The following is a 16,273-nucleotide window of genomic DNA, read 5'->3' on the forward strand; positions in this document are numbered from 1 at the left end:
GGCGGGCCTCACGGCAGGGGGCGGAGTGTCAGGGGATCAGTAGAGCTTGCGCTCCTGGACGGGCAGGCTGACCTCGGACGGGCCGCGCCACGTGGTCGCGCTGCGCGGCGGGGCGACCAGCGTCTCCACGTCCTCCCCGGCCGCGACGACCGGGACGGAGACGGAGCTGCCGCGCAGGTCGACCGTCACCTGGGCGCCGGTGGGCGTGTCGAAGTTGTAGTCCGCGTCCGTCCCGGCGAGGACGAGCGCCAGCCGGTGCCCCTTCTTCAGCAGGTACTCCTGGCTGAGCGTCTGCCAGGAGACGGTGTAGTAGCGGCCGGACCTCAGCGGCTCGGGCCGGCTCAGCGACCGGTGGTTCTGGGCGTCGAGCCACCCCCGGGCGACGACGTTGACCGGTGAGCTGACCGTCGTGACCTCGGTCTGCCGGTAGCAGGCGTCGTCGGCGGGCGTGCTCTCACCGTGGCAGTCCTCGGTGGTCAGGGTCCGGATGCCGGAGCCCGCGCCGAGGTAGTTCACGCGGGTGTCCTCGCCGTAGTCGACGAGCAGCGCGGTGAGGTTCGCGGTCGGTTTGTCCAGCTTGATCCTTAGCCGGGCGTCCGGGGTGCCGGACAGGCGGCCGGTCTTCGGCAGGGGCGCCGACACGAACGCCGTCCGGTAGGGCCGCGCCGCCGTGGGATCGGCGACCATCGCCTCCTCCGGGTATCCCGCGCCCTCGGGGCCGGCGGCGTCGGTGAAGGAGGCGGTCGCGCCCGCCGCGGCCGGCTTCAGGCCCAGGGAGCCGTCCGCGCCGGGGCGCAGGACGACGCCGCGCGCGTCGCGGGACGGCCAGTCCCGCTGGGTGATCCACTGGTCCGGTCCGACCTCGATGTCGGCGCGCGGCTCGCTCATGATGCCGTTGGGCACCTTCTGCAGTTCGTGGTCGAACCACCGGTGCAGGGTCGCCACCCACGCGTCCCGCCGGGTGTCGAACGGGTCGACGTGGCCGCGCTGCGACAGCCAGACCTTGCGCTGGACGCCGCGCCGCGCGAGGGCGCTCCACCACTTGGCGAAGTGGTCGTCCTTCACGTTCAGGTCGTTGACGCCGTGGGCGGCGAAGACGCTCGCGTGGACGCGGGAGGCCCGCGCGATCGTCCCGTCCCGGTAGTCGGCGGTCTTCCAGTAGGCGTTGTAGTTGCCGGTCGCGTCGTCCTCGCCCTCGTCCAGTTCCGCGTTGACGGCCGCGCACTTGGCGGGCGGGTCGGTGTCGACGTAGTCGGCGAGCCACGGCTGCTCGTCGTCGGTGTACTTCACGCCGTTCATGCGGCTGTAGTCGTACCAGCTGCTGATCGCCGAGATGGGGACGATCGTCTCCAGCCCCTCGACGCCGGTGGCCGCCACGCCGTTGGCGAGCGTGCCGTCGTAGGACTTGCCGATCATGCCGGTGCGGCCGGTCGTCCAGGTCGCCTTCACCGGGCTGCCGTCCGGCCGGTAGGCGCGGGCGCGCCCGTTGAGCCAGTCGACCACGGCCTTGCCGCCGAGGACGTCGGTCGGGCCGCCGCTGACCGGGCAGCCGTCGGAGCGGGTCGTGCCGACCATGTCCACGGCGAGGAACGCGTACCCGCGCGGGACGAAGTAGTTGTCGTAGTAGAGCGGGAACTTCACCGGGTTCCCGTTCGCGTCGTAGGTCTTGCGCTCGCTCTCGTTGCCGCGCCCCGCGTTGTCGTAGTAGGGGCTCTCATCCATGATCACCGGCACCCGCAGACCGTGCTCGGTCTCCTTCGGCCGGATGATGTCCACGTTGACGCGGTCCTTCTTGCCGTCCCGGTCGCTGTCCACGCCGGACTCGACGTAGACGTGCTCACGGATCGCGTCCTTGTAGGAGAAGACGGGCTGGGTGACCCCGTCCTTCACCACGATCTTGGGGGACGTCCCGGCCAGCGCCGTCGCGCCGCCGCCCGCGGCGGCGAGCGCCGCGCCGGTCAGCACGGCCGCCGTCATGGTCCGCCGGGTTCGTCTCAGGGATCGCCTGGCCAACCCGCACCTCCGTCTATGGAAACGATCTCCGACGGGCACAGGCTCCCCGGCCGGGGGCCGCGGGTAAAGGGCGGTGCGCGACGAAGACCGCCCGGATTTGGTCACGTCCTGCCCTTGCCTCGACAAAAATGTCCCTATTGCGGATTTCGGATGTCCGGGAAAGGGTCGCGGGGATGCCCGGCGCACCGGCCGGGCATCCCCGCCCCATGGGTTGGAGCTATCGGAAATCACTGAAGATGGGCCCGTTCCGCCTCAACTTCTCCAAGAAGGGCGTCGGGCACAGCGTCGGAGCGCGCGGAGCCCGCTACACCCGCTCGGCGGACGGGCGCCGTCACATGACGCTGCGCATCCCCGGAACCGGCCTGTCGTGGAGGCGGTCCCTGAAGTCGTCTAGCCGCTCTTAGCGCGGTTGACCGCGGACAGGACGGCCTCCACCGACGCGGTGAGCACGGACGTGTCGCGTCCCGCGCCCCAGCGGGTCACGCCGTCCACGCGGCACTCGGCGTAGGCGACGGCCGCGGCGTCGCGCCCGGTCCCGGCCGAGTGCTCGGCGTACCGCAGGACCTCCACCTCGATCCCGGCGGAGGCCAGCGCGCCGGTCAGGGCGTCCAGCGGGCCGTTGCCCTTGCCGGTGCGCTCGCGCCCGGCGCCGTCGACCCGGACCACGCCGGTGAAGTCGTGCCGCCCCGGACCCGTGCGGGAGGTCCGCCACCCGGTCACCTGGACCGGTCCCGGCCGGTCCAGGTACTCGGCGCGGAACAGCTCCCACAGTTCGTCCGCGGTGACCTCCTCGCCGCTGCCGTCCGTCGCCCGCTGCACCACGCGCGAGAACTCGATCTGCAGGCGGCGCGGCAGGTCGAGGCCGTGCCCGGTGCGCAGCAGGTAGGAGACGCCGCCCTTCCCGGACTGGCTGTTGACCCGGATCACCGCCTCGTACCCGCGCCCGACGTCGGCGGGGTCGACCGGCAGGTACGGCACGTCCCACGGCAGCCGCTCCGGCGGCACGCCCCGCTCCGCGGCGAGGCGCGCGTGGCGCGCCATGCCCTTGGCGATCGCGTCCTGGTGGGTGCCGGAGAACGCCGTGTACACGAGGTCGCCGCCGTACGGGTGCCGCTCGTGGACGGGCAGCCGGTTGCAGTGCTCGACCGTCCGCCGGATCTCGTCGATGTCGGAGAAGTCGATCCGAGGGTCGACGCCCTGCGCGTGCAGGTTCAGCGCCAGGGTGACCAGGTCGACGTTGCCCGTCCGCTCCCCGTTGCCGAAGAGGCAGCCCTCGATCCGCTGCGCGCCGGCCAGCAGCGCCAGCTCGGCGCACGCGACGCCCGTCCCGCGGTCGTTGTGCGGGTGGACCGACAGGATGACCGCGTCGCGCCTGGCCAGGTTGCGGTGCATGTACTCGATCTGGTCGGCGTACACGTTCGGGGTGGCGATCTCGACCGTGGCCGGCAGGTTCAGGATCACCGGCCGGTCGGGGGAGGCGTCCCAGAGCGCGGTGACCGCGTCGCACACCTCCAGCGCGTAGTCGGGCTCGGTGACGTTGAAGGTCTCGGGGGAGAACTCGAACCGCACGCCCGGCCCCGCGAGCCGCGCCACGTCGGCCGCCCCGTCCAGGATCAGCCGCCGCACCCCGTCCCGGCCGGACCCGAGCACGACGTCGCGCCACACCGGCCCCGTCGCCGTGTACAGGTGGACGACGGCCCTCGGCAGCCCCGCGACGGAGGCGAACGTCCGCTCGATCAGCTCCGTACGCGCGGGCGTGAACACGACGGGCGTCACGTCGTCGGGCACGCCGGTCTCGGCCAGGTGCCGGACGAAGTCGAAGTCGGTCCGGCTGGCCGAGGGGTAGCCGACCTCGATCTCCTTGAAGCCCATCGCCACGAGCAGGTCGAACATGCGGCGCTTGCGGGCGGTGTCCATGGGCTCGGCCAGCGCCTGGTTGCCGTCCCGCAGGTCGACGGGCACCCACAGGGGCGCGCTCTCGACGCGCCTGGACGGCCAGGTCCGCTCGACGTCCGGCACGGGCGACGGCACGCGCTCGTGGACGGACCGGTACCGGTGGAACGGCATGGAGCTGCCGCGCTGGGGGTTCCAGAAGGGCGCGCCGTCCGCCACCGGGCCGGACGGGGTGCGCAGGGTGGGAAAGCGCGTGGGCGTGCTGGGGGAGGTCATGGGCCTGTTCCTCGTTCGATCGCCGGACGACCGGCAGCACCGGACCCCGCGGCGGGGTGCCGGTCAGGATCAGGCCCCGCCGCGGCGACCGAGAAGAAGGCCCTGCCACGACACGCCGCCAGCCAACCACACCTCAGCTCCTCAGACAAGCTGAGGTGGCCTACCCTGGAGGCCCGCCGCCGTCCCGGAGGACTCCCCATGCCGCTCGGCCCGCTCCGTCCCAGCCCGCTCGTCGAGCAGGCCGCGCAGCGCCTGCGCGACCAGATCGCCGCCGGGGCCTGGCCGGTCGGGACGCGGCTGCCCGGCGAGACGACCCTCGCCAGGGAGCTGGGCGTGGGCCGCTCCACCGTCCGCGAGGCCCTGCGCGCCCTGGCCGGGGCCGGTCTCGTGCAGGCCCGGCAGGGCGCGGGCGTCTTCGTTACCGCGACCGAGCCGGCCGAGGACTGGCCCGCCCGGCTCCGCCGCGCCTCGGTCGCCGACGTCTACGAGATCCGCGCCATGCTGGAGGTCCGCGCCGCCGAGCTGGCCGCCGAGCGCCGCACGCCGGACGACCTGGGCGCCCTCGACCGGGCGCTCGCCGACCGCGACGCGGCCCTGGTCGGCGAAGGCGCCGGCCCCGGCGTCGAGGCGTTCATCGACGCCGACATCGCCCTGCACACCGCCGTCGTGGCCGCCGCGCACAACCCGGTCCTCGCCGACCTGTACGCCGGGTTCGTGCCCGTCCTGCGCGACGGCCTGCTCGACCTCGCCGCCCTGGTGGACGTCCGCGCGGCCGACGACGCCCACGGCCGGGCGGCCCACGCCGCCCTGGTCGAGGCCGTCCGCGCCCGGGATCCGGCGGCCGCGAGCGCCGTCATCAGGGCCGAGCTCGACCGGACCCTGGCCGGCCTACTCCAGGGCGGATAGCAGGGGCGGCAGGTCGCCGTCGTGGACGACCGTCAGGCGGCGCGTGGCCCGGGTGAGGGCGACGTAGAGGTCCTGGCCGCCCTTGGCGGACTCGGCGAGGATCCCGGCCGGGTCGACGACGACGACCGAGTCGAACTCCAGGCCCTTGGCCTCCTCGGCGGTGAGGACGACCACGGGCGAGTCGAGGGCCTCGGGGGTGGCGCCGACGGCGGCGTCCGGGAGGGCCCGCAGCACGCCGGCGTGGCGCGCCGCCGAGGTGATGACGGCGAGGCGGCCCTCCTTGAAGGCGCCGCCGATGTCCTCGCCGCCGGTCACCAGGACGAGCTCCGAGCGCACGAGGGACGGCAGCTCGTCGACCGGCATCGCGATCGCGGCGGGCGGCGGCCCGTCGTCGCGGACGGGTTCGGGCGGCGTCTGGTCCGGGGCGACGGCGGCCAGGACGTCCGCGGCGACCTTCATGATGGCGGCCGGGGTGCGGTAGTTGACCATGAGCCGCTGCTCGCGCCACCGGCCCGGGACGTAGCGGTCGAGCATCTGGCCCCACGAGGCCGCGCCCGCCGCGCTGCCCGTCTGGGCGATGTCGCCGACCACCGTGAGGGAGCGCGTCGGGACGCGCCGCATCACGGTCCGCCACGCCATCTCCGAGAGCTCCTGCGCCTCGTCCACGATGACGTGGCCGTAGGCCCACTCGCGGTCGGCCTTGGCGCGCTGGGCGGTGGTGAGGCGCGGGCCGCCGTCGTGGTGGCGCTCGGCCAGCTCGCTCGCGGAGATCAGGTCGCTGGCCAGGATCATCTCGGTGCCGTCCGTGGTCTGCATGACCTCGCGGGCGTAGCGCTCCTCCTCGGCGAGCCTGGCCTGCGCGGCCCTCGCGCGGGCCTTGTCGGCGGAGTCGTCCTTGCCGAGGAGTTCGGCGGCCTCGTCCAGCAGGGGGACGTCGGAGACCGTCCACGGCGAGCCCGGCGGGCGGTGCAGGAGCTCCCGCTCGTCGGGGGACAGGCCGGCCTCGGCGCCCACGCGCGCCACCGCCTCGGGGGAGCCGTAGAGGTCGCCGAGGAGCCGCTCGGGGGTCAGGTCGGGCCACAGATCGTCCAGAGCGGACCGGACGCCCGGGTCCTGCCAGAGGGCCTCCTTGGCCAGGCGGAGGTCCGTCTCGTCCAGGAGGGGCTCGTCCTCGGCCTCGTCGATCAGCTCCTGGAGCCAGCCGGGCAGCCCGCCGGACTTCGCCATCTCCTCGAGGGGCTCGTCCATGATGCGGTCGAACTGCTCGGCCCGGTCGAAGGCGAGCGCCTCCAGCATGTCGTGGACGAAGCGGCGGCGCTGGAGGTTGTGCGGGGCGCGCAGGGCGCGGGCGCGGTCACGGATCCGCTCGCACTTGTCGGCATCCACCACCAGCGTGAGGCCGTCGGCCTCGACGCGCAACCCTCCGGCCGGGACGCGCTGCCGGTCGCGGACGGCGGCCTCCACGAGGCCCGCCATCCGCAGGTCGCCCTTGAGGACGGCGGCCGCGGGAGTCTCGGCGGCGGTCGCCTTGAGCCCCGGGTACAGCTCGCCGACCGTGGCCAGCGCCACGTCCGTCTCGCCCAGGCCGGGCAGCACCTGCTCGATGTAGCGCAGGAACGTGGCGTTCGGGCCCACGATGAGGACGCCGCGCCGCTCCAGGACGTCGCGATGCGTGTAGAGGAGGTAGGCGGCCCGGTGCAGGGCGGCGACCGTCTTGCCCGTGCCGGGCCCGCCCTGGACGACCAGGACCCCTTGGAGGCCGGAGCGGATGACCTGGTCCTGCTCCTCCTGGATGGTGGCGACGACGTCGCTCATCCGGCCCGTCCTGCCGCGGCGGAGGGTGGAGAGCAGGGCCGCCTCGCCGACGATGCCGCCGCGCTCGGACTCCTCCAGGCCGTCCAGGTCGAACACCTCGTCGTCCAGCCGGACGACCTCCCGGTGGCGCAGGTGGAGGTGGCGGCGGCGGGCGAGCGTGCCGGGCGCCCCCGGCGTGGCGGTGTAGAACGGCCGGGCCGCCGCGGCGCGCCAGTCGATCAGGAGGGGCTCGTGGTCCTCGTCGCGCAGGCCGATGCGGCCGATGTAGAAGGTGTCGCCGGGGCCGTCGGCGTCGGCGCGGTGGTCGATGCGGCCGAAGCACAGGCCGTGCTCGACGGCGTTCAGCTGGACCAGCCGCCGGGCCGCCTCGTCCGTGGCGATGGCGCTCTCGACCCGCGCCTGGAACGCGGCGCCACCGCCCGCCGCCGGCCCCTCGCGCAGCGCGGTCGCGGTCCTGTCGCGCTCGGCGTCGAGCCGCGCGTACACGCGGGACACGTAGTCCTGCTCGACGCGCACGGCGGCCGTCGCCGCCCTCTCATCCCGTTCGGGGTTGACAGTGTCCGCTTGACGATGTCCCATGCCCCGGCTACACTCCTATTCATAGGGTGGAGTATCTGTATGCGCGTTTGCGACTCAGCAGTCTAGCACCCTTTCCGCGCTCCGCGTGATCTTCTAGCGCCCTCCAAAAGATCGTCTGTGTTGTGGCGGGCGTCATCCGCGCGGAACCCCCTGGACATCGATCTTCGTGAGGCTGTCGGCGAGCAGCACTGCCGGACCCCTCCGAAAGGTCACCTCTCCATGGCCGACTCCGCCCGCCCGCTGAACCGGCGCGCCTTCCTCGCCTCCAGCGGGCTCGCCACCAGCGGACTCCTCACCGCCGTCGCCGTGACCGGCGTACCCGGCACCGCCCACGCGGCCCCCCGGGGCCGCGCCCTGCCCGCCGACCCGTTCACCCTCGGCGTCGCCTCCGGCGACCCCGAGCCCGACGGGTTCGTCCTCTGGACCCGCCTGGCCCTGGACCCGCACGCCGAGGACGGCCTCGGCGGCATGCCCGCCCGCACCGTCCCCGTCCGCTGGGAGGTCTCCTCCGACTCCCGGTTCCGCCGCATCGACCGGCGCGGCACCGCCGCCGCCCGCCCCGACGCCGCCCACTCCGTCCACGTCGAGCTGAACGGCCTGCGCCCCGGCCGCGACTACTGGTACCGGTTCCGCGTGGACGGCCACGTCTCCCCGGTCGGGCGGACGCGCACCGCCCCCCACCCGGCCACCTTCGGCCCCGCCCTCGCCATGGCCTTCGTGTCGTGCTCGCAGTTCGAGCACGGCTACTTCACCGCGTACCGGCGGCTGGCCGAGGAGAACCCCGACCTCGTCCTGCACCTGGGCGACTACCAGTACGAGTACAAGAAGGGCGTCTACACGATCCCGGGCGGCAACGTCCGCGACCACGAGGGCCCCGAGACGGTCAGGCTGGCGGACTACCGCCTGCGGCACGCCCAGTACAAGACCGACCGCGACCTCCAGGCCGCGCACCAGGCCGCCCCGTGGCTCGTCGTGTTCGACGACCACGAGGTCGAGAACAACTGGGCCGGCTACGTCCCCGAGGAAGGCTCCGACACGCCCTCCTACGACGACTTCCGCGCCCGCCGCGCCGCCGCGTTCAAGGCGTACTACGAGAACATGCCGCTGCGCCGGCGGTCCGTTCCCGCGGGCCCCGACATGCAGGTCTACCGGCGGGTGCGGTGGGGCCGGCTGGCCAACTTCCACATGCTCGACACCCGCCAGTTCCGCGACGACCAGGGCTGCGGCGACGGCTACAAGGACTGCCCCGCCGCCACCGACCCCAAGCGCTCCATCACCGGCGCCGAGCAGGAGAAGTGGCTGCTCGACGGCTTCCGCCGCTCCACCGCCCGGTGGGACGTCCTCGGCCAGCAGGTCTTCTTCGCCCAGCGCGACAACACCGCCGGGCCCGTCAAGAAGACCTCGATGGACTCCTGGGACGGCTACGCCGCCTCCCGCGACCGGATCACCAAGGGCTGGCTGGACGCCGGGGTCCGCAACCCCGTCGTGCTCACCGGCGACGTCCACGCCCACTGGGCGAGCGACCTGAAGGCCGACTACGACGACCCGGACTCCAGGACGGTCGGCTCGGAACTGGTGTGCACCTCCATCACCAGCACCGGCGACGGCAAGGACTCCAACCCCGCCGACCACCCCTACCTCAAGATCAACCCGCACCTGCGCTTCTACAACAACCAGCGCGGCTACGTGCTGACGAGGATCGACAAGGAGGAGATGAGGGCCGACTTCAAGACGCTCCCGACCGTCCGGACCCCGGGCGCCGACATCTCCACCAAGGCGACGTTCGTCATCGAGGACCGCGTCCCCGGCGTCAACCAGGCCTACCTGCGGCCCTACGCCTCGGCGAAGGCGGCGGCGCAGCCGGACCAGGACCTGATCCGGCAGACCGTCCGGAACGAGACCCAGCCCTGAGGATCGGACGGCCGGGACGCGCGCAGCGTCCCGGCCGTCCCCGGCGCCGGGGCGTCAGCCCTCAGCGGTCCACGCGCGGGCTCGTCGCGGGACCGCCGAAGATGTCGTCGAGGTCGTAGGCCACCGGCACCTCCAGCTGGGCGTAGGTGCAGGAGTCCGGCGTCCGGTCGGGGCGCCAGTTCCGGAACCGCGCGGTGTGCCGGAACCGGTCGCCCTCCATCGCCTCGTACGCCACCTCGACCACCAGCTCCGGACGCAGCGGGACCCAGCTGAGGTCCTTCTTGCCCGTCCATCGGGAGATCGCCCCGGGCATGCGGTCGGCGGTCGCCTCCGTCTGGCTGGCCCACTCGGCCCACGGGTGCTGGGACAGGTCCTCCAGCCGGTAGGGCTGCAGCTCCTCGACCAGTTCGGCGCGGCGCTTCATCGTGAACGACGCCGCGACGCCGACGTGCTGGAGATTGCCGTCGGTGTTGTAGAGCCCGAGCAGCAGCGACCCCACGATGGGCCCCGACTTGTGCCAGCGGAAGCCCGCCACCACGCAGTCGGCCGTCCGCTCGTGCTTGACCTTGAACAGCACGCGCTTGTCGGGCTCGTACGGGGTGTCGCGCGGCTTGGCGATGACGCCGTCCAGCCCGGCGCCCTCGAACTCGTCGAACCAGCGCAGCGCCAGCTCGTAGGAGTCGGACGCGGGCGTGACGTGGATCGGCGCCTTCGCCCCGGCCAGGGTGTCGACGAGCCGCTGCCGCCGCTCGCCGAGCGGCACCTCCATCAGCGACTCGTCCCCGAGGGCGAGCAGGTCGAAGGCCACGAACGACGCCGGAGTCTGCTCCGACAGGAGCTTGACCCGGGAGGCGGCCGGGTGGATGCGCTGCTGGAGGGCGTCGAAGTCGAGGCGCGTCCCCCGAGGGAGCACGATCTCGCCGTCCACCACGCACCGCTCGGGCAGCTCGCGCCGCACCGCCTCGACCAGTTCGGGGAAGTAGCGGGTGAGCGGCTTCTCGCCGCGGCTGGACAGCTCCACCTCGTCGCCGTCGCGGAAGACGATGCAGCGGAACCCGTCCCACTTCGGCTCGTACAGCAGGTCGCCCTTGGGCATGGTCTTGACGGCCTTGGCCAGCATCGGCGGCAGCGGCGGGCTGATCGGCAGGTCCATGCCCCCCATCTTGCGCCCCCGCACCGACAAAAGGGCGCCCCGGGGGTCCGATAACGTGCAGGTCATGCGCCGTCTGCTGCCCGAGCCCGCCGCCGCCGGCGTCGATCCCTACGAGGCCTACGGAGACCTGCCGCGCCTGCGGCTCGGCATGGTCATGAGCGCGGACGGGTCCGTCACCGACGCCGAGGGCTGGACCGACGGCCTCGGCGGCGCCGCCGACTTCCGCGTCTTCCGGACCCTGCGCGCCCTGGCCGGCGCAATCCTCGTCGGCGCCGGGACCGTCCGCACCGGACGCCTCGGCCCCGCGCGCCTGCGCCCCGACCTGCGCGCCCGCCGCGGCGGGCCGCCCGCCCCCATCGTGGTGGTGAGCCGCTCCCTCGACCTCGACTGGACGCTCCCGCTGTTCACCGAGGCCGAGACGCCCACCGTCGTCGTGACGACCCGGAACGCCGGGGCCGGGGTTCCGGGCCACCTCCGGGTGGTCGCGGAAGGCGACGACGAGGTCGATCTCCCCGCCGCCGTGAGAGCCCTGCGCGAGGACCTCGGCTACGAGCACCTCCTCTGCGAGGGCGGCCCGTCCCTGGCCACCGCGCTCATCAGGGCGTCGCTCGTCGACGAGCTGTGCCTCAACATCGCGCCCACCCTCCTCGGAGGCGCGCGCCACACCCGCCTGCTGGAGGGTCTGGACGCCGAGGTGCCGCTCGAACCGGCCGCCCTCTACCTCGACGAGGGCGTGCTGTTCGTCCGCTACCGGTTGCGGGCGTAGCGCGGGCCCGGCTCCCGCGACCTCCGTGAGGACGTCCGCGGCACCCCCGCACGGACCGGCGTGGTGACGGTCTGTCCCCCAATCTGTACGAATCCGTCATGCCGGAAGCGCTGGGGGGCGACACTAGGCGGCAGGGGGACGGGTGAGAATCTCACGAAAGGAGCGGGGGTGGAGTACGCCGCATTGGGCGCGTGGATCATCGCCGCCGTCGCGGGCGGATATCTGCTGGTCGTGTGGTGGGTCAACGGGGGGCGTTCGACGAAGGTGACGCGGTTCCCGCGGCTGGTCGTGGCGGGGCATCCGCTCTCGGCCGTCGCGGGCCTGGCCGTGTGGATCGTCTACGTCGTCACGGGGAACGCCGCCTACGCCTGGGTCGCCTTCGCGGCCCTGCTCGTCATCATCTTCCAGGGACTGCTGCTGTTCACCCGCTGGCTCGTCGGCCGCGGCGGCCGCCACGCCAGGGGAGCGGAGCAGGCGTTCCCGGCCGCGGCCGTCGCCGTCCACGGCGCGGTGGCGGTCGCGACGTTCGTCCTGGTCTTCCTGACCGCGATGGAGGTCGGCCGGGCGTGAGCCGCGCGGCTCACGCCCCGCGCCGCAGGACGAGGAGCGCGCGGTCGCCGACCGTCACCACGTCGCGGGCCTTGAGGCGGGGACGCTCGCCGACCGTGCCGGGCTCGGCGGTGTCGAGGGCGAACTCCCAGCGCTCGCCGTACTCGGCGCCGGGCAGCGTGAACTCGACCGGCTCCGACCCGGCGTTGATCAGCAGCAGGAACGAGTCGTCCCGGACGCGCCGGCCGCGCGGGTCGGGTTCGGTGATGGCGTCGCCGTTGAGGAACACGCCGAGCGACTTGGCGAAGCCGACGTTCCAGTCCTGGTCGGTCATGCTCTCGCCGGCCGGGGTCAGCCAGGCGATGTCGGCGGCGGCGCCGCGGCCCGTCCCGGTGAAGAAGCGGCGGCGGCGGAACACCGGGTGGTCGTGCCGCAGCCGCGACAGGAGCCGGACGAACTCCATGTCGTCCGAGTCCTCCCAGTGGACCCAGGCGATCTCGTTGTCCTGGCAGTAGGCGTTGTTGTTGCCCTCCTGCGTGCGGCCGAGCTCGTCGCCGTGGGAGAGCATCGGCACGCCCTGCGACAGGAACAGCGTCGCGAGGAAGTTGCGGCGCTGGCGGGCCCGCAGGTCGAGGACCCCGGGGTCGCGGGTGGGACCCTCCACGCCGCAGTTCCACGACCGGTTGTCGTCGGTGCCGTCCCGGTTGTCCTCGCCGTTGGCCTCGTTGTGCTTGTGGTCGTAGGAGACGAGGTCGGTGAGCGTGAACCCGTCGTGGCAGGTCACGAAGTTGATGGACGCGAACGGCCGGCGCGCGCTGTGCTCGTAGAGGTCGGAGGAGCCGGTCAGCCGGGACGCGAACTCCGGCATGGTCGCGTACGAGCCGCGCCAGAAGTCGCGGACGGTGTCGCGGTACTTGCCGTTCCACTCCGTCCACAGCGGCGGGAAGTTGCCGACCTGGTAGCCGCCCTCTCCCACGTCCCACGGCTCGGCGATGAGCTTCACCTGGGACACGACGGGGTCCTGCTGGACGAGGTCGAAGAACGCGGCCAGCCGGTCGACGTCGTGCAGTTCGCGGGCCAGCGCCGAGGCGAGGTCGAAGCGGAACCCGTCGACGTGCATGTCCAGGATCCAGTAGCGCAGCGAGTCCATGATGAGCTGCAGCGCGTGCGGGTTCCGGACGTTCAGCGAGTTGCCGCAGCCGGTGTAGTCGAGGTGGTAGCGCTTGTCGTCGTCGCGCAGCCGGTAGTACGACGCGTTGTCGATGCCCCGGAACGACAGCGTCGGGCCCAGGTGGTCGCCCTCCGCCGTGTGGTTGTAGACGACGTCCAGGATGACCTCGATGCCCGCCTCGTGCAGGGCGCGGACCATCGCCTTGAACTCCAGCACCTGCTCGCCGGACTGCCCCGAGGAGCTGTAGGAGTTGTGCGGCGCGAAGAACCCGATCGTGTTGTAGCCCCAGTAGTTGTCGAGGCCCCGCGCCACCAGGGCGTGCTCGGGCACTGACTGGTGCACCGGCATCAGCTCGACCGCGGTCACCCCGAGGTCGAGGAGGTGGTCGATCATCACCGGGTGCCCGACGCCGGCGTAGGTCCCGCGCTGCTCCTCGGGGACGCCCGGGTGCAGCTTCGTCAGGCCCTTGACGTGCGCCTCGTAGATGACGCTCTCGTGGTAGGGGACGCGCGGCGGCCGGTCGTCCCCCCAGTCGAAGAACGGGTTGACCACCACGTTCTTCGGCATGTACGGGGCGCTGTCGTCCTCGTTCAGCACGTCGGGGTCGGCGAACCGGTAGGAGAACAGCGCCTCGTGCCAGTGGATCAGCTCGTGCGGCGTGACGCCCGCGACGGCCTTGCCGTACGGGTCGAGCAGCAGCTTGGACGGGTTGCAGCGGTGCCCCTCGCGGGGGTCGAACGGCCCGTGCACCCGGTACCCGTACCGCTGGCCGGGCCCGATGCCGGGCAAGTAGCCGTGCCAGACGAACCCGTCCACCTCCGGCAGGTCGCGCCGCGTCTCGCGCCCCTCGGCGTCGAACAGGCACAGCTCGACCCGCCGGGCCACCTCCGAGAACAGCGCGAAGTTCGTGCCCGTGCCGTCCCAGGTGGCGCCCAGCGGATAGGGGTCCCCGGGCCACACCTCCCGCATGCTCCTCCACCCCTCGGCCGGTTCCTCTGGCCCGTCGATTGTGGCCTACCCGCACCCTTCCCCGCGCGCGGAGGCGTTTCACACACGTGTCATTCCGGTGCGGCGCGGTGGGGGAGGCGCCAGACGACCTCCTCGTCGCGGGTCTCCCCGGTACGGCGCAGCCCGATCCTCGACGCGACGGCCGCGGACGCGCGGTTGTCCGGGTGGACCGTCGCGACGACGTCGCCCACGCCGTGCGCCGCGAGCCAGTCCAGCAGCGCGCGGGCGGCCTCGGTGGCGAACCCGAACCCCTGGTACGGCATGCCGATCACCCAGGCGACCGACGCGAGCAGCCGGGGCGGGCCCGGCGTGACCGTCGACCCGGCCGAGGCGGGCGTCACGGCGAACCCCGGCGGCGCCGGGGTGACCGTCGCCTGCACGTACCCGACGGCCTGCCCGTCGCGGGTGCGGCGGACGATCCAGTTCAGCCAGAACTCCTGGTGGTAGGGCGCCGGGCCCGCGACCAGGTGCGCGTAGCGGGCGCGCAGCTCGTCGCGCGTGAGGGGCTCGCCGCCGATGTGGCGGTGCAGGCGGGGGTCGTCCAGGACGGGGGCCATCTCGTCCGCGTGGTGGACCGCCAGCGGCTCCAGGACGAGGCGCTGGGTGCGGATGGTGTCGGCGATCGGCCCGTACACCCGCCGATCCTATGCTCTCGCGTCGCGGCGGGCCCGTGGAGCGGCCCTCAGAGCCGCCACTCGGACCGCCGGCCGGACAGCCGCCGCGTCCAGGCGCCGGCCGGATGCTGGCGCGGCTGGAGCCACAGCCACGGCTGGGCGTGCCGGAACGGCAGGTCGGTGCCGGGCTGCCACGGGAACAGGCCGTCGCCGTTGGGCCAGACGACCTGCAGGACCGGCGGCGGCCGCCGGTAGAACGCCACGGCGCCGCCGAACAGCCCGACGGACCAGTCCGGTTCGACGTTCCGGAAGGCCGCCTGCTGCCCCCGCACGACGCCGTCGCGGCGCTCCCCGTCGGCGGGGGCGCGCCCCTCGGCGGTCTCCCGGCCGAGCATGTTGAGGATCTCTTCCGTCTCGTACACGTCGCCGCCGAACATCGCGAGCTCGGGGGCGCCGTGGCTGTGCCACAGGCCGACCGTGTACGCCCAGCCGGGACCGTCCTCGTCCGGCTGGACGAGGACGACGCTCCACCCGTACTGGGTGATGTGCACGATGGTGCGGAGATGGAAGTTGTCCAGCCGGTCGCGGTCGCCATAGTCACGGCACATCACGCAGGTGCATGAGAGGCGGTCGCCGGACATGACCCTCAGCTTACGATCAATCGCCCCTGGGCGAGCATGCCGCTGCGCGAAGGATCACCAGAACGCGCCGGTGTCGCGCGGCGGCGCCTCGTGCTCGTGCCGCACGGCCGGGCCGCGCAGGCCCCGGACGGCCATGGCGCCCAGCAGCATCGCGGCGGGCATGCCGAGGGGGAGGGCCGTGAGCGGGGCGACGGACGCCACGTCCAGGGCCGTCCCGCCGAGCAGGCCCGCGACGCCGAGGTCGGCGCCGCGCCGTCCGGCGCCGAGCGGCAGCGCCAGGAGGGCGGCGGCGACGGCGAGGCCGGCCGCGGGCGCCGCCAGCGCGCGGCGCCGGACGAAGAACGCCAGCGCCACGCCCAGCGCCCCCAGGACGGGCAGCGCCATCACGCCGTACCAGCGTCCCGGCTCCGGCCTCATGCCGACCTGGATGAGGGGCGCCGGGACGCCTTTGCGCAGGTGCCAGCGGTGATTATCGGAAATGTCGGGACGCACCGTTGCGGATACCGGCGGAAGCCGCAATTGCATGGCCGTGTCGTCGAAACCCCGCGCCGCGAGTTCGCGCGCCGCGCCGGAAGTGTCGATTCTCAGGAACGGCCTGCGTCCCGTGCGGTAGGCGCGGCCGATTTCCGCGCGGGCGAACGGCGCCCCGCGGTCTTTCCTGGTGCGGACGCGGACGGGCCCGGCGCCGGGGAACAGCGCCGCGGCGACCCGTCCCGCGAGCGCCCGCACCTCGGCGTCCGACCGGAGCCGCCCCGCCGCGTACAGGTCGACCTGGGCGCCGCCGTCGGCCAGAAGGGCGACCTCCATCCGCGCCCGCCGCTCCCGGGGCGGCGCTCCGCCGCACCCGGCGAGCACGGCGAATACCAGCAGGATCATCGCGACCGCGGCAAGCCGCCGAAAACGCACCCAGGCCTCGCTTCGTCGGTCGGTGTCCCGGCGCCGGAAGAATGATCTATTTTATGCGCGACCACCGGTGGA

At 73.3% G+C, this 16,273-nt stretch carries 13 protein-coding genes; 5 read left to right on the plus strand and 8 right to left on the minus strand.

The features are described 5' to 3' along the window. Positions 1 to 36: 36 nt before the first annotated feature. Positions 37 to 1,977, minus strand: coding sequence for a Xaa-Pro dipeptidyl-peptidase (locus AB0C87_RS13935; RefSeq protein WP_360577705.1), 1,941 nt, complete (start codon positions 1,975 to 1,977; stop codon positions 37 to 39). Positions 1,978 to 2,219: 242 nt separating this feature from the next. On the opposite strand from AB0C87_RS13935, the gene AB0C87_RS13940 reads away from it, so the two are divergent. Next, the gene (locus tag AB0C87_RS13940) at positions 2,220 to 2,417 is read left to right on the plus strand and encodes a DUF4236 domain-containing protein (protein WP_185025777.1); all 198 of its coding nucleotides are present in this window, start codon (positions 2,220 to 2,222) and stop codon (positions 2,415 to 2,417) included. Here AB0C87_RS13940 and leuA read toward each other — a convergent pair. Continuing rightward, entirely contained in the window at positions 2,404 to 4,080 is a 1,677-nt protein-coding gene (gene leuA, locus AB0C87_RS13945; RefSeq protein ID WP_360577851.1) for a 2-isopropylmalate synthase, read from the minus strand. The genes AB0C87_RS13940 and leuA overlap by 14 nt on opposite strands. Before the next feature lie 300 nt (positions 4,081 to 4,380). Here leuA and AB0C87_RS13950 point away from each other — a divergent pair, with 300 nt between their 5' ends. Further along, the gene (locus tag AB0C87_RS13950) at positions 4,381 to 5,088 is read left to right on the plus strand and encodes a FadR/GntR family transcriptional regulator (protein ID WP_360577707.1); all 708 of its coding nucleotides are present in this window, start codon (positions 4,381 to 4,383) and stop codon (positions 5,086 to 5,088) included. Here the strand turns inward: AB0C87_RS13950 and AB0C87_RS13955 are convergent. Further along, the gene (locus tag AB0C87_RS13955) at positions 5,071 to 7,482 is read right to left on the minus strand and encodes an ATP-binding domain-containing protein (protein ID WP_353833888.1); all 2,412 of its coding nucleotides are present in this window, start codon (positions 7,480 to 7,482) and stop codon (positions 5,071 to 5,073) included. The two genes, AB0C87_RS13950 and AB0C87_RS13955, sit on opposite strands and share 18 nt — an antisense overlap. A gap of 219 nt (positions 7,483 to 7,701) precedes the next feature. Between AB0C87_RS13955 and AB0C87_RS13960 the strand changes: the two genes are divergently transcribed. Further along, entirely contained in the window at positions 7,702 to 9,393 is a 1,692-nt protein-coding gene (locus AB0C87_RS13960; RefSeq protein WP_345177258.1) for an alkaline phosphatase D family protein, read from the plus strand. A gap of 61 nt (positions 9,394 to 9,454) precedes the next feature. On the opposite strand, the gene AB0C87_RS13965 is transcribed toward AB0C87_RS13960, so the two are convergent. Then, complete coding sequence (locus AB0C87_RS13965; protein ID WP_345177255.1) at positions 9,455 to 10,546, minus strand: ATP-dependent DNA ligase; 1,092 nt, start codon at positions 10,544 to 10,546, stop codon at positions 9,455 to 9,457. A gap of 64 nt (positions 10,547 to 10,610) precedes the next feature. On the opposite strand from AB0C87_RS13965, the gene AB0C87_RS13970 reads away from it, so the two are divergent. Together AB0C87_RS13970 and AB0C87_RS13975 are read left to right on the plus strand one after the other, a co-directional pair. Beyond that, a complete protein-coding gene (locus tag AB0C87_RS13970; RefSeq protein ID WP_353833887.1) occupies positions 10,611 to 11,312 on the plus strand; it encodes a dihydrofolate reductase family protein in 702 nt (233 codons plus the stop codon). A gap of 168 nt (positions 11,313 to 11,480) precedes the next feature. Further along, positions 11,481 to 11,882: a hypothetical protein gene (locus AB0C87_RS13975; RefSeq protein WP_345177250.1), complete on the plus strand. Its 402-nt coding sequence runs from the start codon at positions 11,481 to 11,483 to the stop codon at positions 11,880 to 11,882. Between the two features lie 10 nt (positions 11,883 to 11,892). Here AB0C87_RS13975 and glgX read toward each other — a convergent pair whose 3' ends face one another. From glgX to AB0C87_RS13995, 4 genes are all read right to left on the minus strand, one after another. Further along, positions 11,893 to 14,001, minus strand: a complete 2,109-nt coding sequence (gene glgX, locus AB0C87_RS13980; protein WP_360577710.1) for a glycogen debranching protein GlgX — start codon at positions 13,999 to 14,001, stop codon at positions 11,893 to 11,895. A gap of 89 nt (positions 14,002 to 14,090) precedes the next feature. After that, on the minus strand, positions 14,091 to 14,675 hold the full coding sequence (locus AB0C87_RS13985) for a GNAT family N-acetyltransferase (protein WP_360577711.1): 585 nt from the start codon (positions 14,673 to 14,675) through the stop codon (positions 14,091 to 14,093). A 47-nt stretch (positions 14,676 to 14,722) separates the two neighbouring features. Further along, complete coding sequence (locus AB0C87_RS13990) at positions 14,723 to 15,295, minus strand: DUF4262 domain-containing protein (protein WP_345177242.1); 573 nt, start codon at positions 15,293 to 15,295, stop codon at positions 14,723 to 14,725. 54 nt (positions 15,296 to 15,349) lie between these two features. Further along, the gene (locus tag AB0C87_RS13995) at positions 15,350 to 16,171 is read right to left on the minus strand and encodes a hypothetical protein (RefSeq protein WP_360577713.1); all 822 of its coding nucleotides are present in this window, start codon (positions 16,169 to 16,171) and stop codon (positions 15,350 to 15,352) included. Positions 16,172 to 16,273: the final 102 nt, after the last annotated feature.

This window comes from Actinomadura sp. NPDC048021, from assembly GCF_040653135.1.
Classification (GTDB): Bacteria; Actinomycetota; Actinomycetes; order Streptosporangiales; family Streptosporangiaceae; genus Spirillospora; species Spirillospora verrucosospora.

Coding starts and splice junctions, on each gene's coding strand:
- AB0C87_RS13935 (WP_360577705.1), bottom strand. CDS start 1,977: ATGACGGCGGCCGTGCTGACCGGCGCGGCGCTCGCCGCCGCGGGCGGC.
- AB0C87_RS13940 (WP_185025777.1), top strand. CDS start 2,220: ATGGGTTGGAGCTATCGGAAATCACTGAAGATGGGCCCGTTCCGCCTC.
- leuA (WP_360577851.1), bottom strand. CDS start 4,080: ATGCCGTTCCACCGGTACCGGTCCGTCCACGAGCGCGTGCCGTCGCCC.
- AB0C87_RS13950 (WP_360577707.1), top strand. CDS start 4,381: ATGCCGCTCGGCCCGCTCCGTCCCAGCCCGCTCGTCGAGCAGGCCGCG.
- AB0C87_RS13955 (WP_353833888.1), bottom strand. CDS start 7,482: ATGGGACATCGTCAAGCGGACACTGTCAACCCCGAACGGGATGAGAGG.
- AB0C87_RS13960 (WP_345177258.1), top strand. CDS start 7,702: ATGGCCGACTCCGCCCGCCCGCTGAACCGGCGCGCCTTCCTCGCCTCC.
- AB0C87_RS13965 (WP_345177255.1), bottom strand. CDS start 10,546: ATGGACCTGCCGATCAGCCCGCCGCTGCCGCCGATGCTGGCCAAGGCC.
- AB0C87_RS13970 (WP_353833887.1), top strand. CDS start 10,611: ATGCGCCGTCTGCTGCCCGAGCCCGCCGCCGCCGGCGTCGATCCCTAC.
- glgX (WP_360577710.1), bottom strand. CDS start 14,001: ATGCGGGAGGTGTGGCCCGGGGACCCCTATCCGCTGGGCGCCACCTGG.
- AB0C87_RS13990 (WP_345177242.1), bottom strand. CDS start 15,295: ATGTCCGGCGACCGCCTCTCATGCACCTGCGTGATGTGCCGTGACTAT.
- AB0C87_RS13995 (WP_360577713.1), bottom strand. CDS start 16,171: ATGATCCTGCTGGTATTCGCCGTGCTCGCCGGGTGCGGCGGAGCGCCG.